14 protein-coding genes are annotated in these 22,754 nt (G+C 49.1%); 3 read left to right on the top strand and 11 right to left on the bottom strand.

Going from position 1 to position 22,754, the window contains the following annotated elements:
- Window positions 1–2: 2 nt before the first annotated feature.
- From ACFQRK_RS22905 to ACFQRK_RS22880, 6 genes are all read right to left on the bottom strand, one after another.
- Entirely contained in the window at window positions 3–4,082 is a 4,080-nt protein-coding gene (locus ACFQRK_RS22905) for a DUF6443 domain-containing protein (protein ID WP_379010658.1), read from the bottom strand.
- 8 nt (window positions 4,083–4,090) lie between these two features.
- Window positions 4,091–7,240 carry a hypothetical protein gene (locus ACFQRK_RS22900; RefSeq protein ID WP_379010657.1) on the bottom strand — a complete coding sequence of 1,050 codons (3,150 nt, stop codon included), beginning with the start codon at window positions 7,238–7,240 and terminating at the stop codon, window positions 4,091–4,093.
- Between the two features lie 269 nt (window positions 7,241–7,509).
- The gene (locus ACFQRK_RS22895) at window positions 7,510–8,346 is read right to left on the bottom strand and encodes a hypothetical protein (RefSeq protein ID WP_379010656.1); all 837 of its coding nucleotides are present in this window, start codon (window positions 8,344–8,346) and stop codon (window positions 7,510–7,512) included.
- A 218-nt stretch (window positions 8,347–8,564) separates the two neighbouring features.
- Entirely contained in the window at window positions 8,565–8,858 is a 294-nt protein-coding gene (locus ACFQRK_RS22890) for a hypothetical protein (protein ID WP_379010655.1), read from the bottom strand.
- A 538-nt stretch (window positions 8,859–9,396) separates the two neighbouring features.
- The gene (locus ACFQRK_RS22885; RefSeq protein ID WP_379010654.1) at window positions 9,397–10,173 is read right to left on the bottom strand and encodes a hypothetical protein; all 777 of its coding nucleotides are present in this window, start codon (window positions 10,171–10,173) and stop codon (window positions 9,397–9,399) included.
- Between the two features lie 122 nt (window positions 10,174–10,295).
- Window positions 10,296–10,496 carry a hypothetical protein gene (locus ACFQRK_RS22880; RefSeq protein ID WP_379010652.1) on the bottom strand — a complete coding sequence of 67 codons (201 nt, stop codon included), beginning with the start codon at window positions 10,494–10,496 and terminating at the stop codon, window positions 10,296–10,298.
- A 605-nt stretch (window positions 10,497–11,101) separates the two neighbouring features.
- Between ACFQRK_RS22880 and ACFQRK_RS22875 the strand changes: the two genes are divergently transcribed.
- Both ACFQRK_RS22875 and ACFQRK_RS22870 read left to right on the top strand, forming a co-directional pair.
- Entirely contained in the window at window positions 11,102–11,812 is a 711-nt protein-coding gene (locus tag ACFQRK_RS22875; protein ID WP_379010650.1) for a MauE/DoxX family redox-associated membrane protein, read from the top strand.
- A gap of 96 nt (window positions 11,813–11,908) precedes the next feature.
- Window positions 11,909–12,286, top strand: a complete 378-nt coding sequence (locus ACFQRK_RS22870) for a hypothetical protein (RefSeq protein WP_379010648.1) — start codon at window positions 11,909–11,911, stop codon at window positions 12,284–12,286.
- Window positions 12,287–12,331: 45 nt separating this feature from the next.
- Here ACFQRK_RS22870 and ACFQRK_RS22865 read toward each other — a convergent pair whose 3' ends face one another.
- From ACFQRK_RS22865 to ACFQRK_RS22855, 3 genes are read right to left on the bottom strand one after another with little or no spacing between them, the layout of a single operon-like run.
- Complete coding sequence (locus ACFQRK_RS22865; RefSeq protein WP_379010646.1) at window positions 12,332–13,708, bottom strand: RagB/SusD family nutrient uptake outer membrane protein; 1,377 nt, start codon at window positions 13,706–13,708, stop codon at window positions 12,332–12,334.
- Between the two features lie 17 nt (window positions 13,709–13,725).
- Window positions 13,726–16,920: a SusC/RagA family TonB-linked outer membrane protein gene (locus ACFQRK_RS22860; RefSeq protein WP_379010644.1), complete on the bottom strand. Its 3,195-nt coding sequence runs from the start codon at window positions 16,918–16,920 to the stop codon at window positions 13,726–13,728.
- Between the two features lie 17 nt (window positions 16,921–16,937).
- Complete coding sequence (locus ACFQRK_RS22855) at window positions 16,938–18,458, bottom strand: TlpA family protein disulfide reductase (protein WP_379010643.1); 1,521 nt, start codon at window positions 18,456–18,458, stop codon at window positions 16,938–16,940.
- A gap of 563 nt (window positions 18,459–19,021) precedes the next feature.
- On the opposite strand from ACFQRK_RS22855, the gene ACFQRK_RS22850 reads away from it, so the two are divergent.
- Window positions 19,022–19,432 (top strand): hypothetical protein, encoded by a 411-nt coding sequence (locus ACFQRK_RS22850; protein WP_379010641.1) that lies wholly within the window; start codon window positions 19,022–19,024, stop codon window positions 19,430–19,432.
- Between the two features lie 285 nt (window positions 19,433–19,717).
- Here the strand turns inward: ACFQRK_RS22850 and ACFQRK_RS22845 are convergent, their stop codons facing one another.
- The gene (locus tag ACFQRK_RS22845; protein ID WP_379010640.1) at window positions 19,718–20,518 is read right to left on the bottom strand and encodes a hypothetical protein; all 801 of its coding nucleotides are present in this window, start codon (window positions 20,516–20,518) and stop codon (window positions 19,718–19,720) included.
- A 38-nt stretch (window positions 20,519–20,556) separates the two neighbouring features.
- A complete protein-coding gene (locus ACFQRK_RS22840) occupies window positions 20,557–21,444 on the bottom strand; it encodes a hypothetical protein (RefSeq protein WP_379010639.1) in 888 nt (295 codons plus the stop codon).
- Window positions 21,445–22,754: the final 1,310 nt, after the last annotated feature.

Raw genomic sequence — 22,754 nt, 5'->3', positions numbered from 1 at the left:
TTTCACTTAATAATGAAACCACTAAATGTAGTACTCGAAACATCTATATATTTAACGCCTAATTGACTGACCGGTAAAATTCCTGAAAACGGATTAACCCCTTTCATTCTCCACATCAGGTCAATCGTTCCCAAATTTGAACCTGTACCTAGGGGTCCATTTGGTAATTGGCTATACAGTAAATTACCTGAGCTGTTTTTAAGTCCTCTGACATAACCTGCATTAACAACACTTACATTACCATTTGTGTATGCCGTTTGTCTGCGAAATGCTGTCACTTCATCACCTATATCGTATAAAAAACCAGGGCCACCAGTAGCACGGCTGAAATTAAGTTGACCTGTTTCAAACTGGTAAGCGTGAGCAAGCTCATGGGCCAGACCGCCGCCTCTTAAGTAACTTTGTGAAACCATGACATCAACTGCTCCGGTTTGGGTATTGTACCTTGCTTCGCCATCGCTTGTTGTTCCGGTATAATTTGTAACTATATTATAAACCTGGTCTGATGCCTCCAACGCGCCTATTTCTTTCAGCACCGATGACATTTCACCCGAACGAGATTGAGACCTGCCCAGCCTTTTCTCCAGTGATTCGGTGGACTTCCCGGCTGACTGACGCGAAGCTATCTTTGCTTGCAATTTGTTTTGAACTTTACTTTCTCTATCCACAATTCGCTGTGCCGTGTTCTTTAGCCTTTCCACAGCAAGTGTATCCCCTACAATGTCCATTCCATCTGGATCTATCAACCGGATTGGGTTGTTCGCAACATACACGTATGGTGAAATCTGGTAATATTTTTCCGCCATCGGATCCACGCTTCCCCATCTACCGATCACGGGATCATAGAACCTTGCTCCGTAATCATACTGTTTCAGCCCGTCCTGCAGCTCCTTGCCGTTGTAAAGATAGCTATTTTTCGGCGATCCGGACCTCGCGATCGGCTGCAGGTACTGCAGCCCGAATGGATAATAATCCGCCACGAAGTCGGGCGTGGTCACATCCGTGCCCTCAATGAACCCCGCGCGGTTGTTGCCCAGGTGGTCGCGCAGGAAGTAATGGTGGGTGTACGTGCTGTCGCTGCGCGTGATCCGCCCGTCCTCCGTGTGGATCAGCTCCATGGTGCCCCCCACGTATTCGATCCCGCCGATGTAGTCCCGGGTCTGCCCGTTGGCCGCGTTGATGCTCCGCAGCTTTCGCCCCGTAGCGTCGTACACATATGTCACGTTGCCCGCAACCGCCGTCACCTGCCGGGGCAGGTTCAGGTGGTTGTAAATGACGGTGTCGATGTCGTCACCCGCGCTGCCGCCGTTCGTCCGGCCCGTCATGTTCCCGTTGTTATCGTACTTATAGTACGTCGTACCCGGATGCTGGAAATCGGGCGTGGCCGTCAGCAACGTATCGTGCACGGACGCCAGCACGTTGCCCCAGATCGCGTAGTCATACCGAAGCCGGTCCACAGGCGCGCCCGTTCTGTCCGTGCGCTGCAGCGATTTGATGTTCCCGTTCTTCGAATACGTCAGCCGCTCCATGCCCTTGCCGCTTCCCATCGTGCCCTGGATCAGGCGATTGACACCGTCGTACCGGTAGCTGTAGGTATCGGATACCCAGGACGGCGGGATATCATTACCCCGCCGCATGAACACCTGGTGGGAGATGTTGCCGTTGAACTGCGGGTTGGCCGTCGTATCCCCATAGTTCAGCAGCTGGCGGAACAGATCGGAATGCGTGTACCGCAGCCAGCCCCTCGGATTGTAGCTGTATCGCACCTTCTGCCCGAATGTGGTGCCGCCGTCCGTGCTGTGCAGCCCTTTCTCACGCAGCTGACCTACCTCGTTGTAGGTATGTTTCGACAACAGTACACGCGTGCCGCTGTTCACCGTCTTCCAGGTGTGCGTGAGCCGCTCCCGGTGGTCATGGCCGTGTTCCGTGGTGACGGTCACCCCGGGCGTGGTGCCGCTGGTCGAATAATGCTTCCGCGTCTCCTTCTTCAGCTGCCCGGTGAAGGTGTATTCCCGAAGGATATCGTCGAATTTATTGGTATGTTTACTACCTCCCAGGTAATGCTGCTTCCATTCCCGGACCACCCGGCCGTGGTCGTCGTAGTAATAAACCGTCCATAGGTATGCCGCCGGTTCGCTCTCCAGCACCTTCACCTTGCTGGCTACAAGCCGGCCATGCGTGAGCTTGCTGTAACCGGCAGACTCGTTGTGTGGCAATCCCGGGATACCATCGTAGCGGTCGTAGTAATGCACTTCAAGCACATCCATGTCGCCCGCGACCGCACCCCAGGGGTTGCTCCGGTTCGTATAACCATGCATGTTGCCGGAAGCCTCGCTCCGCTCCTCCCAGTATATGCCCGTCGTGTCGACATGGTACTGGATCTGGGCACGCGTCCATGTGCGGTTCCGTTCAACCCCCTTCATGATCACCCGGCCGATCCCGTCGTACTTGTAGAAGGTATGGTACTGCCCGGGCGTAAAGCCCGCTATGGTCTCGCTTGCCTGCCTGCCGTCCTGGTGATACACCAACCAGCCCATCGGGTTGTACACGTAGTTCTCCGGGTTCCTGCCCGGCACTACTTTCTCGATCACCCTGCCCCGACCGTCATACAGGTAGCCGAAGACATAAGGTGCCAGATCCAGGAAGTCAGGAGGCACGGAACCCGTGCGGTCTGGATTGATTTCAGGCGGCAGCACGGCCGAAAGCTGGCCCAGGTCGTTGTAAACGTAATACGTGCTCAGCAGCTCGGGCGTCGTGCCGTTCAGGTTGAATGCCCGCCGCAGCACCACCCGGCCCTGCTTGTCCGTGTATTCCTCGGTCGTGTGCAGCCGCCCCGCGAATGTCGCGGTCTCGCCGTTCCAGTTCTCGTCGCGGGTTATCGTTACGTACAGCTCCCCCGCGGGGTACGTGCCGTCCAGCGTCAGTGTCGGTTCGCCCAATGCGTTGACCGCATACCCGTACCGCGAAACCATCCTTGTGGTGGCAACCGTCGCGAAGGCCGTCCCGTTGTTGGTGGCGTAGGCCGTCGACACCGTGCGGCCCGAGGTGCCGCGGGTCGCCGCGGGCTGCCACGCCGCACCCGGGAAGCCCTGCTCGGTCACCCGGTCCAGAGGCGAGGGTTCATAAACCCGTTGGGCGAAAGAAGGGGTCACACCTGTGCCGGCAACGGGGCTTATTGTCACAACGCCCGCCGGCGGCGCATTGTAGTAACCCGCCTGCGCGGCCACAGCGCCGGATTTGAACGCTCCGCCCGCCCCCGTTGCCGTAGCATAGGGCAGGTAGTCCCTGTCCATACGTCCGTAGGCGTCATAGGTTATGGGCACCACGACGTCCCCTGTTTTTGCCGGGACAGCCCTTACCTGCACCTCCTGCATGGGCCGCCCGAGCCCGTCAAAGTACGTTATATCACGCATCGCCTCATCCACGGCCGGATCCGGTTGGGGCGCTCCCGTCAGGTAGGTGGTCTTCATAATATAGTTTTGGTCCGTACTGGCCGATGCCACATCTACCGAGAAAGTTATCGTATACGTGTCCGGACCGCCCGCATTGTAGGCGGTCACCGTATGGCTGGCTGGACCGGTGGCGGCCACCGGGGTTCCGCTGATAACCCCCGTTGTCTTATCCAGGGAAAAACCCGCTGGAAGGGCCGGGCTGACCGAGTAACTCTGACCGGTGCCGATGTGCCGGATCCGGTTGTTATACTTATCGATCACATACCGGTTGCTCTGCGGATCGAAGGCAATACCTCCGGGGAAATTAAAGCTCGCCGACAGCGGTGCTCCGTTGTCGCTGCCCGCGCTCCCTGTGCCTACAACCGTCGTCAACACCACGGCAGGTGTGATCCGCTTGATCGTGTGCGCGTTCATCTCGCCCGCCTGCAGCTGCGGGGGTGTCGTATAGGAGATATTGGGCGGGCTCGGCAGGTCCATCAGCGCCATCATCTGGGTCGCGGCCTGTTGCCGGTAAGCCGCGCTGTCCGCCGGCACCTGGGCAACAGCCGTCGCGGCCATCACCAACACTGTATCTAAAACCGGCAGGATAATCCCCGCAACCTGCCTGGCAATATATTTCTTGGTTTCCATAATCTACTTTATTGGTTGCGGTAGTGGTATCGGTAATCCTCGACTAGGTGGCCGTTCAGGTCTTTAACCGCCTCCAGCCGTCCGAAATCATCATACTCGTATTGGAACACATTGCCAGAGGCATCCGTATGGCTGGTCATCCCCACCAGGGGATCATACGTATAGCTGTTCATCGTTGCCTCCATCGGGTGCAGGCGCACGTCATCAACCGCGACACTGCCGCTCAGGCTCACCGAGGTCACTCCTGAAATTACACGCCTGTACTGTGTCCACCCGCCCTTGCTGCGCATCACCGTGGCTGTGCCTCCACTGATGCCGGTTGCCGACGTGCTTTTAGCCCAGTAGGTCAGCAGGTATGACCGGGTAAGGGTCAACCCCGTTTTCTGGAGATTATTGCTTCCAGTTAACACATATACCCGCTTGCCGGTCGGTGCCGTAGTGTCAGGCGTAGTAGCGCTGCTATATATCCAGTTGCCCGTTCCGTCACCCTCAAAGCCAGCGTACGCGATGTCGGCCTGCACGGCGTTCTTCACCTCAGCGATTGGATATTGGCCGTTATAGCTCCACAGAAAAGAATGAGTATTCCTTTCTGTGTGCAAATTGTATTGCAAAAGGTTATTACTTGGAGATGTTTGGTAGGTATAACTTACTCGCTTTTGATAGTTGGGAGGTATAACAAATATACCTGACGAATTTACTGTTGATCCTTGATAACCATCTATAGGTGTGTCGATTTCAAGATAATATTCATCTTTTGGTAGAGGTCGGTTGTTTTCAAAAGTTGTGATTTTTCCTGCGGTCGTCTTAAGCGAACCGTCCTTTGGTTTAACTCCCAACGTCTCTTCTATCGGTATAGAAACGACATTAGATTGATTTAATTTCCTGATTCCCAAAGCATCTCCGATTGCAGTAGTTGTATTGAAATCCGACCCGTACTTAAACTGACGGAATACCGTATCCGTTTTTGACGACATTTCCCTTATTGTGCTTATTTGACTTTTCGAATTATATTCCAAGAATTTTTCCTTTTTTATTTCATTGTCATTTTCATAAGTTGTTTCTTGTAACTCGTGGACCTTGTATACCCCTGTGTTGACTTTATAAAATGCATGTAAATAAGGTAGGGGGTTCTGATATAGCACCGATTCGTAATGAGGACCTTCGCGTCGTAACGTCTCTCCAATTAAAATACCCACGTCGGTATGTGTTGCGGGGTTTACTACGTCATAGTAATTATCAAGTTGATAAACTTTTTTGTATTGACTCCCAGGTATCCTGGCAAATTCCCTTTTCTGCTTCAGATGCCCTCTCTCCCAATGTTGGGTCTCAACTTGTGGAGAGACAGGCATGAAAACGGTGATAATATTGTCAGAAACATTCGAAAAAAGATAGGTCGTCTTGCCGGAATTATTTTCTACGGTCCCTCTATACTCAACCACATAAGGATAACGCACATTTGCTTCGTCGAAATCATTAATATCTAGAACCGGTTCGGCACTAAAACGTCGATACCTATATCGACCTACTGGCAAAGGCAGGGTCGTAGGTGTATCCCAAACCTCGACCTGTGTTGTGTAGGGTGAATATTGAAGCGAGGAAATGGAATTCAATTGGCCAAAACCATTTTCAGTCCCGTCGGCATTTCCATATTGATAAGTTTTTATCTCGGGAACTGCACTAGTAGAAGGATAACTGGTAATTGTCTTTATACGGATTCCACCACCAATTCGTGCTGTCGTCCCACCTTCTAAATAGCGATTTGGTTCATATTCAAAAAGCGTATATCCACCGGTAGGATATTCAATCTTATTTAAAACACCCATTTTCACATAGTTTGAATCAGGGTCACGTCCACCAATCAGACCTCCAATAGTGATTTCTGTCCCTGGATAGGCAGTACCATAAGGAACCGTCATCTTTGGGATAAGGGTAGTATTGGCCTTGTTGTTGAAATACCCCCAATAATCCTTGTGTTTTGAATTTACATCCGGAAAACCGGTCGTACTATGATAAGTAAATTTATACATTTGTGATATGCTGTTATCTGGGGCTTGGATTGCTAGGGAATCGAGTTTTAATCTAGATGTATTGTATCCAGTAAAATAACTATAGTAAAATTGAATGGCTTTAATCAGTTTATATTGGCCCGCCACCTTTGAATACAACAATATTCGATTTAATGATTTAGCTTCTAAATCATCCCTGTTTCCTGCACTTAACACAAATTCAGCCTTTCCATTCTTGAAAATTATTTCTTTCATAAGACGCTGGCTAATGCGCGTATTTGTAAATCTTTCGGATGTGTGAACGCTCGGTGCCATATTCCAAGTTCCGCTTTGTTGATAGATCTGATCTAAGATTTCCACAAAATCTTCTGTTATATTATGTGTAACCAGGCTGACGGCTTCGTTATATCGAAAGGTAATGGTATCCGAGCGGTCATTCGAGACCATATTGGTCAGCAGCCAACTGGATATGCCTCCAGAGGACACGCTGCCTTTTGTATATTCAGTCGATTCAGTTGCTACTTCGCCCGCTATGGATTTTCCGAAGATATAGGTTGTTCCATCGTCGTCATCCAACTCAAACTGTACAAGTTCACTTTGATATACTTGATCATGGGCTTTTCTAATTCTTACTGGTGAGTATGGGACCATTATAGCTGCTGAATCTCTCCCTCTGTAGAAGAAATGACCGAATTTCTGAGGAATGGTATAGGAGAAAATATCAGGAGAAGCGTCTCGATTACCTTCAAATATCGTTCGGAGGTAGTCATAACCATTATATGTGTAAGGGTTAATCTCGCCAGATTTCTTCAATTGAAAATTAGGACTTAGAAAACTGGATTCATCACGATTACCTTTAATGCGCCTGTTTACACCACCCATTGGGGTCAAACTCCACCCAAGTCCCACCCAACTGGCTATGTCTGAAACTTTAATTCCGGAAGCATGGTATGAAAGCTTAAAAGGAATTTTCAGCTCTTTTGAAATTACTTCAAACAGGTCGATCGATATGTTTGGCACGCCATAGTATAAATTAACGTCAAATCTACCGTAACGCTCCATCGCTGCAACATTTGGAGATCCGGGTGCTACTGAAACCGGTTTAGGTTGTAAACTTTGGCAATACAGCCTATTTTGGGCTAAAAAAGTCATTGATACAATCGTTAACACTGTAGGACAGTATCTTACAAAAATCAAGATGTTTATCTTTTTCATAGTATTAATAAATCAAGTCATTACGTTTTATTTCCATCATTGTCTAAGCTCGCTGTATTGAAGAAATTGCCCGGTTGGGGAGATTGCTGGATATTGCCTCCCGCCCTTTTGTAATAAGCTGTCTGTGCAGAAGCAGAAAGGGTAATAGTACGGTACAACAAGACATAATTGTTGTAGGGGGGATAATCATTAGTTTCATACGAGGGTTATTTCGCAGTCAGTTCTTTATTGTTCGATTCAACTTGTTCCAATCGCTTAGTCACTTCAATCAAATGAAGCGTCAACTCCTCCACCTTTTTTAACAACAGCAGGTTCATCTCCGCAAGGTTCAATCCATCCTGCTCGATATCTTTTGCCGATGGGATTTCAGGTAGGTGCTTGTGTTGTCTTACATAAGCTTCGATTTCGGCCAGTGTCGACAACTTATAATCCGGCTCGAACACGTAGTCTGGCACCGAGATATCCGTCTTTACCTTTACTTCCTTCGTCAGGATGGTGCCATTTACCGCCAATTCGGCCTGTGGGGTGGCAGTGCCAATCCCCACTTTACCATCATACCCAACCATAAATTTGTTTTCGATATTAAGACGGCCGATATTAGCAGTTGCTCGTACCGTCCCAGTACCGGCCGGCAACGCGCCAGCATAGGGTGTAGCAACCCCCCAGCCGTAATCATCCGATAATATCAAAACCTTACTTAGCGCTCTGGTAAAATTCACCTCAATATAACTACTTGTGTTTAGTCCGTCATCCGTAATACGTACGGCGGTCCAATAGGGCGAATTTTGACTGTCTGACTGTACCGACACGCCGGCCTTGTTACTCCAATCGTGAAACCAGGTTACAGTTGCGGCTACAGGTTGATAGCTACCGCCCTCGGTATAGATAGAGACCGTACCGAACCCACGCCCGCTTACACCGGATACCCGTGCAATCCGCTTCCACCCTGCTCCATCGGTACTCGCAGAAACACTTGTTTGCCCCACGACTTCATTCTGCCAGAAAAAACTTAATACAGCTATCAGTAAAATTAGACTTCTCATAAGTGATTACTTTTTTATCGGTTACTACTATTTTTAGAAAGGGATCTGTCGAGTTGTCGCTCTATGCCACGTCCAGCTTCTCCGCTTTCCTATGTCATCCAGGACCGCCAATTGATAGTCCTCTTCACAAACATAATCCAACGCCGTGATACCGTTACTTACCTTGACTTCTGTGGCCGATACCGTACGATTCACAGCAAGCTTTGCCTATGGGCCATTTATCCGATACCCATGTTACCATTTACGACATATCCATTCCATGCATCAGTGCCCTTGCCAACACCTAATTCCATTGCATTGTTGTCTGCCTGTATCAGGCTGAAAATATCTTCCTGGGTCGTGCTCGAGGGATAGGAAGGCGTTATACTGCCTCCGGCTCGAAAGTGGAGTAAAGTTGACCGGGTTGTGCCTATTCCCACATACCTACTTGCCGGAAACTTTTTGGTTTGGGCCGCTGCAATTGCAATAAAACAAAAGCCACTGGCTAAAAAGGTTATCAGTCTCGGTTTCATGGGTAAGACAATTGGTACTAGTCAGGTATTAATGTCCTGATTAATTGGTTATAATATATCGTACAAGAAAGCTCTCACTAAGCATCCTCACACATTAGCCAAATGAATCTCTGCTCTTGAATCCTTGACAACGTTTAGGCCGATGTTTTAATCCAACGGTAAGTTTAGGAATATAATTCCATTCTTGCAAGGATTTTTTCACTTAAAAAAATAAATGCCTTTTTCTGCAAGCGCCTTAACTCGCATACCCCATCTACACAACTGACACTTACGACTAGGACTTAGCTTTAGAATGAAACGGATGCTGTCTCCAGAAGTAGAGTTCATAACCCGCCATTATGAAAATACGGGTTACACTCGTCTGATTAATAGACAAAAGCAGGTCTGTCATATGCATTCTCTTCTCAAATTATCCGGTTTATGACTAGTCATGCTTCGTTATAGCAAAACTTAATTAATCCACCCTCAAACATGCCCTTCGCCTGAACAAACTCGACTCTAAACAAAAAGATCAATACTCCAATAGATAATATTTGCTTCATGGCTTCTGGCTTTTCTGGTTTGTAATCAGTTCCCTTATTTGTTGTTCAACGCTTGTGAAACGTTCTTTAAGCTGTCGATTTTCATGGTCCTTTTCAATCAAATGCAAGGTCAACTCCTCCACCTTTTTTAGCAATAGCAAGTTCATCTCAGCAAGGTTTAATCCTTCCATTTCGATGTCCTTCGCCGAAGGAATTTCCGGCAGGTGCTTATGTTCTTTTATGTAAGCTTCCACTTCTTGTAGTGTGGGTAATTCATAGTCTGGTTCAAAAACATAATCTGGAACGGTGATATCCGTCTTCACCTTCACTTCTTTAGCTAGGATATTACCATTGACCACTAACTTGGCCTGAGGATCAGTCGTGCCAATGCCGACATTGCCATGTACAAACAAATTTTTGGTATTCCAATCGGCCGACGCCGAGTTGGCATTCGCAGACGTATAGAATGACTGCCAAGCGCTCCAACCGGCGTTGTTATACTTTCCAAGCCGGATTCTCGGCGCATTGCCTCCAAACGATTCACTGTAGGGGATATATAACTGAAATACCCCACCGTCCTGGCCAGGAGAGTATGCGCCGCCGGCAAGAACGGTCCCAAACGAAGGAAAACCATCATCGCTTCTAACAAATGAGAGTTGGAGCTTACTATTAAAAATTCCGGGAGCATCTGTGGCATTCCATATATAGGAACCTGCAGTAGGAAGCTGAGCAATTGCAGGCAGAGATGAACTTAAGAATAAGAACATCAGGCATTTTTTTAGTTTATTTATCATATCAATAATGATTTTTGAATTGATTGAGTGGATTTACAGTTAGTCGTTTTACCGTGGTTTGTTTATGACTTATAAAACTACATTAATATTCGTAGCTGTTTTCAGGGTAGATTACACCTGCATCAGGCCGAAATATCTACCTGGATTGTGCTTGAGGGATAGGAAGGCGATACACTACCTCCGGTTCGGATGTGCGGCAAAGCTGAAGGGGCGGTTGTGCCAATTCCCACATTCCCACTTGCCGGAAACTCATTGGTTTGGGCATGTACCATTGCAATAAAATAAAAGCCAGTGGCTAAAAAGGTGATCAGTCTCGATTTCATAGATATAAGGTAGTTGGTATTAATTCAAGTTCTAAGGTTCCGATTAATGGCTATAATTATAATCGTACAAGAAAGCTCACACTAGCATCCTCACACATTAGCCAAATAAATCTCTGCTCTTGAATCGTTGACAACGTTTAGGCCGATGTTTAAATCCAAGGGTAAGTTTAGGAATATAATTCCATTCTTGCAAAGATTTTTTTCATTTTAATACGGTAAATGCCTTTTTCTGCTAGCGCCTTAACTTTTCTAATCCCATCTGGACAACTGACACTTATGACCGCGACATGGCTTTAAAATGAAACGGATGAGAAGCGGGAAGGCATCATTCAGCGGTTCGAACTGCTCCTCTCCAGCCGCAAAGGCAACGATAGGTTTGGAGATTGATTTTTTAAACTTTTTCGGGGGCGGCTGATCCGCCCCCAATCCCTAGCCATAATCAACCGATATCCCATCAGCAACCCCAATTCAACATTGTCCCTCCCCCCCCCCAATCCTGCTCCGCATTATCGTTAAGGCCATCCGCCGCCCCCCGGCCCCGCATTGCCTTGTTCTATCTTAGCCAAAAAGCGCTAAGGAAGGCGCATTGAAAAGGAGGACAAAAGATGAAAGCAATTCGGACGATAGCGAAAGAAAAACGGGTAGTAGGTCCCACCTTAGTCATGATATCGGGCATGATCAGGTTGGCGTTCCTGACTTTGTGGGGGTCGGTAGCCGTAGAGAAGCTGTGGGACCTTACGGGGTTCCACAACACCCTGCGGCGTCAACCGATTCCCGAGTGGAGCGCCGATATCCTGTTCTGGCTGCTGCCGCTGGCGGAGCTGGGCGCGGCCGTCCTGCTCGCCTGGCCACGAAACCGGCGGCGCACGCATCAGGGCATGTGGCTTTCGGCCATCCTTATGCTGGCTTTCACCCTGTTCATCGGTTTCGGTGTGCTAGGCTGGTACGAAAAGCGCCCATGCGGTTGTGGATCGGTAATCAATGGCTTATCGTGGGACGATCATCTGTGGTTCAATGCCGTTTTCTTCCTGCTAGCGGTTCTAGGTGTGTGGCTCACGTGGCCTACAAGCCCGGGTAATCACCGCGGGAGCTACCGCAGATCAGTCCGCCTGTTCCGGCAGGCGGATGGATTATTCCCCGTTTCAGGACGCGTCACTGACGAACGACGCGTATCTACGTTCAGTAAGCGTTTCCCAAGAAAGTTTGCCCTGTTCAGGCGCAGGGCCTTGTTAAAACGTTACCATGCCTGTACACCGTACGTAATTCGCACTTGCCGAGGGCAAGCGCGGAGGCACGTGACCGGAATCTCCACGTAAGTGACCGGATGGGTATAACGGCTTTGAAAAGCCAAAAGTTAAACAAACCTTTTTTTGGGGTGCTTTTTTTCCAAATGCGAAAGAAAAGTCCATAAGATGAGAAGTAAAGTTACAGACTTCATTAAACAGTATTTTTTCCTGTTGGCTTTAGTAGCTACGTTTATCGGGTTTTCGGCTTTCAAGTTAGCGGAGCGCTATGACGAGCCGGAAGACGGATGGTATGAGGTGACTATTACGGGAAGCCCCGCTACCGATCCTGCGAATCAACAGATTGGGAACATGATTCCAGAACCTCCGCTTAGTGATTCGACCAGCTGTGCGCAGTCGAATCTGCACGATATCTGTGCCGTTGAGTTGGAGTTCGATCGGAGTGATCCCAACAATGAGCTTGAAAAGCCACAAACCGTACAGGACGCATTGGATGACGAATTAGTGGACGTCGCCGATGATGCACGGCAGCCTCAAGCGCAGTAGTGTTGTAAAAAGGGGAACGGCGCCGTTCCCCTTTTTTTATTTATTCTACCGTTCATTTTGTTTCAACCCGCCCAATACAATTTCGTCTTCTGGAAGTGGCCACATCCATCTGTCCGAACCGGGTTTCAGTGAATATACCGCTTCACCTATTTTGCGGGTCAGTTCACCTCCAAGCCGTCCCTCCCTATTCAACCGCCGCAGGTCTTCCCATCGGACACCACGAAGCAGAAGCTCTTTCCGTCGTTCCTCCACAACCAATGCAAGCAATTCTTCGCTATGCTGCACGGATAATGGCACAAAGGTGTCGCCGTCCATACGATGCCTTAATAGCCCATTCAACGCTTCCAATGCTGCCGGAACATCATTTGCACGGGCATCACATTCCGCCTTAATGAGATAGGCTTCATCCACTGCCATACCGGTAAAAAAACCGAGTGCACCGGCGTATGACCCCTTGAATACCTGCCGGCCACCTCCCGCATCCCTGAAGTATGCAGCTCTTCGCAAATCGTCAGCGCCGTATAAGTCTAGCAACGCGGTATCTGCATGGAAGTGGCTGGTACTGATGATGACCATCTGGTCCATGTACCCAAAGAACAGCACCTCGGGGTTGCTTGCGCCAAAATCTACTGGCATCAAGTCGTTTGACGCAAGATTCACCTTGTTAAAATCCAGCAGCGTATTTTTTAGTTCGAGGCACCTGTTCGCATATTCCCGCGCACTGCTGTAGTCGCCCTGCTGTAAAAATACACGGGCCAATAGCAGGTAAGCAGCAGGCTTCGAGGGCCGCATCCTGTTCAGCTGTTCAACCGGCAGGAGATCAATGGCCTCCCGGAGATCAGCGATAAGCTGCTGGTATACGCCTTCTACCGTCCCGCGGCCGATCTTCAAGGTAACATCTGGTTGCAGACGCAGGGGAACCCCCATGTCCGTCGATGCGGTCCGGGGATCATAAGGCCTGCAAAAGAGCTGAGCGAGCTGATAGTAGTTCCAGGCACGGTGAAAAAGTGCACCACCTCGCGCACTGTTCCAAGCCCCCTTTTCATCGGGCGATGGATCGATTTTGATCAACCCATCCAATACCATGTTGGCCAACAGGATACGGTGGTATGCACTGTTCCAATCCACCACTTCCTGCCGTTCGTAAACATCATCGCCCCATATGTATCCGTTTTTCTCAGCAGGTTGGGTAAGGAGGTTCCATTGCTCCTCTCCGATGTAATATTCGTCGGCACCGATCGTTCCCAGCCGGTGTGAGGAGCCGCTGTTGAACGTATCCCATTTATCGAGTATCGCCTGGAAGTCGGCTACGTCCACCGGTACCACCTGCCCCTTGCTCCTTTTGATATCCAGGAATTCTTGGCCGCAACTGCATAACGCTATCAGGCAAGCCAAATAAATTAAAGATTTCTTTGATTTCATATCTTCGAATTATTGCGTTAAAAATCCAACTGTATGCCCAATGCAAAAGTCCTCGGCGCAGTGTATTCCGCTCCCGGATAATCGGGGTCTATCCCGTATCTGTTGGCTTTCCATAGGATGCCCAGGTTACGGGCATACGCGTACAGCCGGATATTTTTCACGGGCAAACCAGCAAGTCGGTTGCCATCCAATTGATAAGCCAGGTTGACATCCTGCAACCGGATGTGAGTCCCATCGGTAACCAATACCTCGGCATTGCGGTAGGTGGCATCCGCATATGGGATATAAGCATCCGCCCTTGCGGGCACCTGCGTACTGCGCTCATCACCGGGTTGCTGCCACCTTCTGAAGAAATCCGTGTGGTAGCCTGCATTGCCAAAATACTCCTGCCCAGGATACATCGAATTGCGACGGAACACATACCCCGCCTTAAACAGGATATTTGCACTGATCTCGATTCCTTTCCACCTGAGCGTATTCCGCATGGACCCGTAGTATGGCGGCACCGTAACGCCCGAAACAACCAAATCATCCGGCAAAATACTCTCATAAAAAGCTCGGTAGTCAGTCGTAGTTTCACCGTTTATGTACATCAATTGGTATCCTGTTTGGGGATCAAGTCCGTACCATGGCAGTGCATAAATTGCATCCCTCGACCTGCCGATGATAGGCGGTGGGTTGGACAGGTAATTATCTATTCGGGGGGCGTCCGCTGTATTGAAATGGGTAATCCGGTTTCTCACCTGGCTGAACAGGATATCCGTCTGCCAGCTGAATATCCCGGCGAGGTTCCGGGTGGTCAACTGCACATCCCATCCCTGTGTACGGAGGTTGGCGTAGTTGATGTCGTTGGAAAGGCCGGACGATGCGTTGATACCTGTGGAAGGTGCCATGTAATCCTCCCCGATCAGGTCGCTCGCATGCTTGTTATAATACTCGAAGTTGCCCTGTATCCGTCGATTGAACAAGGCGAAATCCACGGCAACATTCACCGTGTTCACCTGTTCCCAACGAAGCGAAGGGTTGCCCACATTACGTACCCTTGCCGTCGCAAGGCCCGTATTGCTATCCGATGAGTAGCTCACCGTAGGGAATACGCTCACCTGCTTGTTCACGTTCCCAGCGCTACCGTACGTAGCCCTTAAGCGCAGATAAGGGAGCCAGCCAGAAACACCATAGAACGCCTCTTTGCTCGCCTCCCAGCTACCGCCGATGGACCATAGCGGCACACCTTTCTGATTGGTCTTCACGCCAAACAGGTTACTTGCATCCCAACGCAGGCTCCCGGAAAGCGTGTAGCGATCGTGATAGGTATAGGCTGCATTGCTAAAGTACGAGAGGAACCGGTCTGTCACGTGGCCCATCGATACGGACGGAGCACTGATCCGTGCACTGCCCGTAGGCCTCGTAGGATAGGATTGCGTATAATTGAAGTTTGCCGTACCCGTAAGGAGATCGTGATCATAGTTGTATATCCGGAATCCTGGGCTTGTCTGTCCGACGCTCTGCCGGATTTCCCCTCCGGCCAGTGCCACCACCCTGTGCACACCGAAATCCCGGCTGTAGTTGAGCTGCGTGCGGCCCGAGTGGATGTTGGTCAGCCTATTCAACCCGCCTTCCAGCACACCGCCGTACGGTACGATCTGTGTGCCATCTGCCTGCGTGAAGCGATTGACGAGGTTGCGGACATAGTAGCTTTCCGGTGCGTAGTATGTCTTGCTTGCGCCCGTCGGTCGTACGTATTGATAGGTAGCCTGTACATTGAATCCCTTGGGAAAACTATATCGTATAGACGTATTGAGGCGATACTCGATATCCCGGCTATCCCGGTCCGTATAATCCAGTTCATCGAGCGGCCGGAAATGCCAGTCGAGCAAACCCATTTCCGGTGCCTGGTCGTAATATTGCATCCGGCGTTCATGCGGAATCGGCAAGGCATTCCCCCGTTCATCGGCCAACCGCGTATAGGTGCTCACCGTCTGTGCCGAACGCGGTGCGAGGTCAGAAAAACTGAGACCATCGTTGGCCATCTGCCGCTGGGTATACCAAATCCCTGCCGTTACTTCGAGCCTTTCCAACGGCCGGAAGGTATTCTGCAGGTTGATGTTGAGTCGTTCGGCGCCGTTGCCCACAAGGATGCCGTTGTTTTTGTCATAGCCCGTTGCAAGGTAATAGCGGTAGTTCTCGCCACCGCCGCTGATGTTCAGGGCATATTGCTGATGGCGTTCACCCTGATAGAGGTGGCGCAGTGCTTCATCCCGGATGTCCGCCTGTCTCATCAATGCCTCCTCGCGGGTGAAATCCGCTTCGCTGATCAGTCCGTCTCGTTGTTTGATGAGCAGCTCCACATAGGCGGGAATGACCGTCTGCGGCTGCTCGGCATAGTTGCCGCGTTCAAACAGCTCCCTTTCAATTTCCATCATGGTCGCACTGGGAAGCCTGTCCTGACCGTAATAGAGGTTGGGCTTCTCTCCCATCGTAACGTTGCTGTTGACCGAAATCCGGGCCTTTTGATTATACCGTCCCTGCTTGGTGGTAATAACGATCACGCCATTGCCCGCCCGTGCCCCCCAGATACTTGCGGCTGCCGCGTCCCGCAGTACCGTGATGCTCTCCACATCGTTGGGATTGATGGTGGTGATGTCCAGTTCATAGGGAAAGTTATCCACTATGATCAGCGGTGTTTCATCCGACTCAATAGTTGCCACGCCCCGTATGCGGATATCCGAGGGCGAAGTTCCACCCGCGTTGACAAACTGCACGCCCGGCGCTATACCTTCCAATCGCTGCAGGATATCGGGGCCTACGCTGCGATTCAGCAGTTCATTGTCAATATGGGCAAAGGAACCGGTTGCCCGTTCTTTGGGCACCTCGTAATATCCGGTATTGATGACCACTTCTTCCAATACAGAAGCGTCCTGGATGAGTGCGATTTCCATCGCTGTCCCAGCCTGTCCGGCGTACACCGCATCTTTGGGCAGATAGCCCACGTAAGTAACGCGCAGGGTATCGGTTGGCATTGCTACGGACAGTGTGAAGCGTCCAAGCTGATCGGTAGTGGTGGAAGTTCCGTGTACGGTTGAGCGAACGCTCGCTCCCGCCAGGGGAGATCCATCCGCTGCGGAGACCACCGTGCCGTTAATTGACTGCTGGCATAAGGCAATTGCAGTTGTGGCTATAATTGTCAATAAAGCGATAAAGATTGGTTTCATGTTTACGGTTTAAGGAATCAATTGGTTAATGGTAATTCAGTCAGGTTTTGAATGGTCAACGCTTCCCGTTGTATTGCCTTCAGGATGTTGTCGCGGGTCATGGCTTTCGGATGCGGTACAGCCAGCAGCCTGCCTTCGGCAATCCACGCCGTGCCGAAGCCTGTAAGGTACCGGGCCAAGACCACCCTATTGAGCAGTGTATCGTTTACCACCGTGGGCCACGCCCATGGCCATCCGCCTCGCCTTTCAGCAAATGAGGGAAGATTCTTCGGGTAGTCGTATACCAATACGGGCAATACCGAGAGGTCGTCTTTATTAAGGGTGGCTTGTATGGTATCCAGTTTGGCGAGTGAAAGCAGGCAGGGTTTGCACCATGTAGCCCAGAAGTCCAGCACGACCAGCTTTTTATCCCGGTAGTCATTGAGCTTGATCGTATCCTTTCCTTCGGGATGATTCGCTACCTGTAGCGGCAAGTGCCATATTGCTTCGGGTATGCTGTCCCCTATTTTCAATGCCTTGATGTTATCCAAAGCAATGCCCGGATCAACCCTCCACTGCGCATTGGCTTCCAAACACGTGATCGTTAGAAACAATGTTACCGTCATCCCCAAAGCGAGGCCCAGCCCGCTACGGGCTGGAGCCTTCGCATGGGTCCAAACACATGATTCTTCAAAATTTCTTCGACTGGTGTTCGACTGTTGTTCGAGACTTGTTCGACAATCCTTCGACAGCGCTTCGACAATTGTTCGACGGGGCTTCGAGAAACCTTCGACAACGCTTCGAGAAAATGCCGAAGCACAGCCGAGCAACTGCCGAACGATTGTATTGCCATTTCCGAACCAAGCCCAAGCGGTTGACGGGCGCGCCACGGTCAACCCCCTTTCGGGGCATTCTTGGGGATGGCTTCGGAGCTTCGTCGTACCTTGGTTTGGTCTCGGTCTGGACTTGGTCGTACCTTGGTTTGGTTGGAACAGATCAAGTGCAAACTGAGGTGGCTCTGAGTTGGCATTGAGCTCCGAAGTCGGTTCCGGGCGGTCTCCGGTATCACCCCGTAGCGATCCATGCTCCATTCCATATCTTTCCCTATATGCCTTTCTCCCGCTATGTAGCCGCTTCCCCTTCGCTAAAGTGCCGCTTTTCGGGCTTTCTACCGAGATATATGCGGGACATATGGGGATAGGACCCGAAGGAAGGGTAACGGAAGGTGGGCTGAGGCACGGGACCGGCCGGGATTTCCCAACCGCGGACATACCTTTACCCGACTTTCTCCTGATCTTGTTCTGCCATCTCGCGTGCTGTATGCGGGACGTATCCGTGCTGTATCCGAGAAAACCGCGGATACAGCACGGATACGCCTCTATAAATTCTCGGATAACGGCAGGAGAAAGGCAGAAGAAAGTACGAAGAAAGGCAGGGCGTGTTCGCGAGCTTCCTGCATAAATATTTTGCTGTTCCGGTGCGTATTTCTGGTGTATAAGGTGAATTGGTTGTATTCGCTTTAGGCAATACGAGCCCCATAAGCGTAAATTTTGCTTCATTTAATGTTTGATTTAGATGTAAGAAAATTGAATTGATTCAGGTTTCTGCACGAAGTCAAACCGGGCTTTTGAATACATTTTTTTGAAGGTTTGACGTGGAAATTATCCACGGTTTAGATAATACGCCTCTTACTTCTCGTGTATGAGTTGGGAAATTGGCGGGCTTGGAAAATAAAAAACTCGTCTTCATATGGTTAGTTGAAAACGAGTCCCTGGTTATCGGCTTGGCTTAAACACGAATAGCGCTGTGAACCCTACCAACTACCGCTTTACAAGGCTCTAACCCCTCTCAGGACGGATTCAGTAGAGCCCACAGCGCTACTTTGACGCACCAAATGTACGTAAAATATCACCATGGGCATTAACCTACCGTCTCGCCTGAGTTAATTGTTAGAGTTTGTAAACGAGACTCTTGTTGTTAATACCAATGAAATAGCCACATTCGCTATTTCTTTGCAATATTACGAAATCAAAAAGACTTGTCCAAATATTAATCATTTAACATCCATTATTTAAGCATTCCCATCACGCATGCCATGCTTAAACTTTGAGATTTTTGTTTCATGGATGAAAACGAAGATTTAGGCCGTTACCTGCAGAAAAAATTAAGAGATAAAGGAATTGAAGATAAAGCAGTTGCCGATGCGCTAAATATTTCTTTACGATCGGTACGGAATATATATCCGCTTAAGGATATATATGCAGAGCGTTTAGCTAAATTCTGCGTACTCCTTGACGAGGATTTGTTTTTACAGTACTATGGTCAAAATGAACCGCTTAAATCCATCCTAAACCGAGAAAAGACTGCGTTGGATCAAGAGGTAACTCGACTACGAGAATTAAACGAGGAGAAAGAACGTATGGTCAGCTTCTTAAAAGAGGAACTGGAAGAGAAAGAAGAATACATCAAAAATCTGCAATCTGAACTAGGATTCAAAATCGATGAAATACTAACCCTCCTTAAGAGCAGGTGAAGTCAGTCAAAGCTGGTGCCAACAGAATCGGTTCTTGAAGGTTATCATAGTGGTGTTCTAATCCTAAAGTCTGACATTGCAGAATACTATCCTGAGTCATCTGGATATTTTCATATCGTTCGTCCCGTCGATCTCGCACCACTCTAGAAGCTTGGCCAAGCACTGAAGGACCAACCTACCGTTGGTATTTTTAAGTATTCCTTCGACTAATGAGCCCTGACCTACAGCTGCTAAAAGGCTGATAATCATTTGTGATATCTTTAGGGTTTTCATGGTTCGTTTGCATTAATTTTCACCGATTTTCTGCATGAGCTGATTTATCTTACTTTCTTGTTCTGCGTTTTCCTTTTTGACGTCAATCAAATGCAAGGTCAATTCTTCCACTTTTTCCAATAGCTTACGGTTCATCTCGGCAAGGCCGATACCATCGGCCTCGGCTTCCTGTGCGGAAGGTATGCCGGGCAGGTGTTTGTTGGCTTTGATATAGGTTTCCAGCTCCGAAAGCGGTGTGAGGGCATAGTCTTCTTCAAACACGTAATCCGGCCAATTGGCTGTCTCTACTTTAACCTCCTTAGCGCGGATGTTGCCATTGACCGATAATTTTTCAGTTGGCGTGGCTGTGCCGATACCGACATTGCCATTGTGCCGGATCATGAATTTATCTTCGATACCGAAGCGTCCGACATTTGTAGTGGCCCTTACATTTCCTCCTCCATCAGGCAACGTACCGGTATATAGCGTAGCTACTCGCCATCCGTAATTGTCGGAAAGCAGGCGCACGTCATCAACCGTCGTAGCAAAGTTGACCTCGATGTAACTGTTTGTGCCATCATCTGTAATGCGTACGGCCGTCCAATAGTGTGTTGTCGGGCTGTCAGAGTTGACGCGGATACCGGCACCCGAACTCCAGTCATGGAACCAGTCGATGGTCGTCGCAATCGGTTGGAAACCACCCCCTTGGGTATATATCGTTACGCTGCCAAATCCCCTACCTTCTGATCCGGATACATAAGCGATGCGCTTCCATCCCATCGTGCCCGAATCGGCGGTTCCTGAGGTCTGCGAGATAGCCGGATAGACTATCAAACACAACAATGTTAAAACTAAAAATTGCCTCATTGTATTTATTTCGTCTTTTTATTTTCTAAATCCTTTATTCGAGTCTCAGAAGCCTGGACTCGTTCGATTAGTTCACCATTGGTTTTATTAAGCTGGATGATATGCAGCGTGAGCTCCTCGACTTTCTTCAATAACTGTAGGTTCATCTCGGCGAGATCTAGTCCGTCCCGTTCGATATCCGTTGCTGACGGGATCTCTGGTAGATGTTTGTGTTCTTTTACAAAGGCTTCAATCTCGCTTAGTGGGGGTAATTCATAGTCTGGTTCAAATACATAGTCTGGCACGGAGATATCGGTCTTCACCTTCACTTCAGTAGCCAAAATATTGCCGTTTACGGCCAATTTGGCTTGCGGCGTAGCTGTGCCAATTCCGATCCGGCCGTTATTGGCAACGACCAAATGATCTTCGATATTCAATCGAGCTACTTCCGCTGAAGCCCTAATGTTTCCTCCCCCGTTTGGAAGGGTTCCTGTATACAAATTTGCAGGCCGCCAACCATAGTTGTCCGAAATCAATTGAAGATAGGAAATGCTCGTGGTAAAATTGACCTCCAGGTAACTGTTCGTACCGTCGTCCGTGATGCGGCAAGCCGTCCAATAATTGCCATGTTTGCTATCTGAAGTAATGGTGATACCGGCACTGGTCGACCAATCGTGAAACCAATTGATAGTGGTCATCTTCGGTGTGTAATCTCCACCGGTTACGTAAAGCGAAACGGTACCAAAACCCCGCCCCACCTGTCCGTTTACATATGCGATTCGTTTCCATCCCGTTCCACCGGTATTCGCCGAGCCGGTTGTTTGTGCAGTAGCAGAAAAATAGAGTATAGTAAACAACACCAGTAAAATACATTTCCAAGCTATTTTAGCTGGCCATTTAGATTCAAGTCTCATAATGTATCAGTTTATTTGGGTTAATCTTTTCTTCGATAAGCAATACTTTCTTTGCAAGCTCTCCCTCGCCCTTCTCGTGGGATAGGACGGCGATACACTACCTCCGGTTATAATGTGTAGCAAAGCTGACGGGGCGGTTGTGCCAATTCCCACATTCCCACTAACGGAAACTCATTGGTTTGGGCATGTACCATTGCAATAAATAAAAGCCAGTGGCTAAAAAGGTGATCAGTCTCGATTTCATAGATATAAGGTAGTTGGTATTAATTCAAGTTCTAAGGTTCCGATTAATGGCTATAATTATAATCGTACAAGAAAGCTCACACTAGCATCCTCCCACATTAGCCAAATAAATCTCTGCTCTTGAATCGCTGACAACGTTTAGGCCGATGTTTTAATCCAAGGGTAAGTTTAGGGATATAATTTCATTCTTGCAAGGATTTTTTTCATTTAATAAGGCAAATGCCGTTCCTTTACTTACCCCAACAATGCTTCGTGCCTGCTTTTTGCCTCTTGGAAGAAGCAGCGTTTATAATCCGCCATTATAGAAATTACGGATTACGAGTTAGCAATTCCTCAGATTCGCTGAAAGGGATTTTCCGTCCATTGCCCAGATCTTCGATCCCACGCTTCATTCCTTTAATGGCATGGGGCGGCAAAAGAGCTCAAACCCGTGGCTCGAAATTGATTTTAAGCACCTTTAACACGGCCTTTTTTAATGCGGAAAGCTGTTTTCACGATACTATTTGTCGTCCGATCCCCCATCCAATACACATCTGCTGAACGACAAGGGTTGACCTGTTGATCCGGCAATAACTTTTCGGAGAAAACACCGCCGTCGTCCCGTCCGGGCCGTCCGTACCCCCGGGCTACCTTTCGCCGGGATGGCCAGGGAGCTCGGTGCATACTCCATGCTTACTTGATGCATACAGGATGCTACCTTGGTCTGCTCCCATGCGATTGAGTAAACAACGAGTATGCACTGAGTTAGCATTGAGCTCCGAAGCGGGTTCCAGGCGGTCTCCGGTATGACTCTGTACCAACCCATGTTCTACCCTCTCTCTTCCTATGTGCTTTTCTCCCGCTATGTAGCCGCTTGCCCTTCGCTAAAGTGCCGCTTTTCGGCCTTTTTACCGAAAGATATGCGAGACATATGGGGATGGGTCCCGAAGGAAGGGTAACGGTATCCGCCCGACCAACTGCATATTTTCTGATTAATTGATCGTCTTTAGCTTTACGCCCAAAATAATATATTTATGAAAGAGCGTAGAGATTACATGTTTACCCTTGTTGGCCAGTGGCGTGAGAGT

The organism is Parapedobacter sp. GCM10030251 (assembly GCF_042666505.1).
GTDB lineage: Bacteria > Bacteroidota > Bacteroidia > Sphingobacteriales > Sphingobacteriaceae > Parapedobacter.
This window is presented reverse-complemented; position numbering and strand designations above follow the sequence as displayed.

Coding starts and splice junctions, on each gene's coding strand:
- ACFQRK_RS22865 (WP_379010646.1), bottom strand. CDS start 13,708: ATGAAATCAAAGAAATCTTTAATTTATTTGGCTTGCCTGATAGCGTTA.
- ACFQRK_RS22875 (WP_379010650.1), top strand. CDS start 11,102: ATGAAAGCAATTCGGACGATAGCGAAAGAAAAACGGGTAGTAGGTCCC.
- ACFQRK_RS22905 (WP_379010658.1), bottom strand. CDS start 4,082: ATGGAAACCAAGAAATATATTGCCAGGCAGGTTGCGGGGATTATCCTG.
- ACFQRK_RS22870 (WP_379010648.1), top strand. CDS start 11,909: ATGAGAAGTAAAGTTACAGACTTCATTAAACAGTATTTTTTCCTGTTG.
- ACFQRK_RS22885 (WP_379010654.1), bottom strand. CDS start 10,173: ATGATAAATAAACTAAAAAAATGCCTGATGTTCTTATTCTTAAGTTCA.
- ACFQRK_RS22850 (WP_379010641.1), top strand. CDS start 19,022: ATGGATGAAAACGAAGATTTAGGCCGTTACCTGCAGAAAAAATTAAGA.
- ACFQRK_RS22895 (WP_379010656.1), bottom strand. CDS start 8,346: ATGAGAAGTCTAATTTTACTGATAGCTGTATTAAGTTTTTTCTGGCAG.
- ACFQRK_RS22900 (WP_379010657.1), bottom strand. CDS start 7,240: ATGACTTTTTTAGCCCAAAATAGGCTGTATTGCCAAAGTTTACAACCT.
- ACFQRK_RS22860 (WP_379010644.1), bottom strand. CDS start 16,920: ATGAAACCAATCTTTATCGCTTTATTGACAATTATAGCCACAACTGCA.
- ACFQRK_RS22840 (WP_379010639.1), bottom strand. CDS start 21,444: ATGAGACTTGAATCTAAATGGCCAGCTAAAATAGCTTGGAAATGTATT.
- ACFQRK_RS22855 (WP_379010643.1), bottom strand. CDS start 18,458: ATGAAGCAAAATTTACGCTTATGGGGCTCGTATTGCCTAAAGCGAATA.
- ACFQRK_RS22880 (WP_379010652.1), bottom strand. CDS start 10,496: ATGAAATCGAGACTGATCACCTTTTTAGCCACTGGCTTTTATTTTATT.
- ACFQRK_RS22890 (WP_379010655.1), bottom strand. CDS start 8,858: ATGAAACCGAGACTGATAACCTTTTTAGCCAGTGGCTTTTGTTTTATT.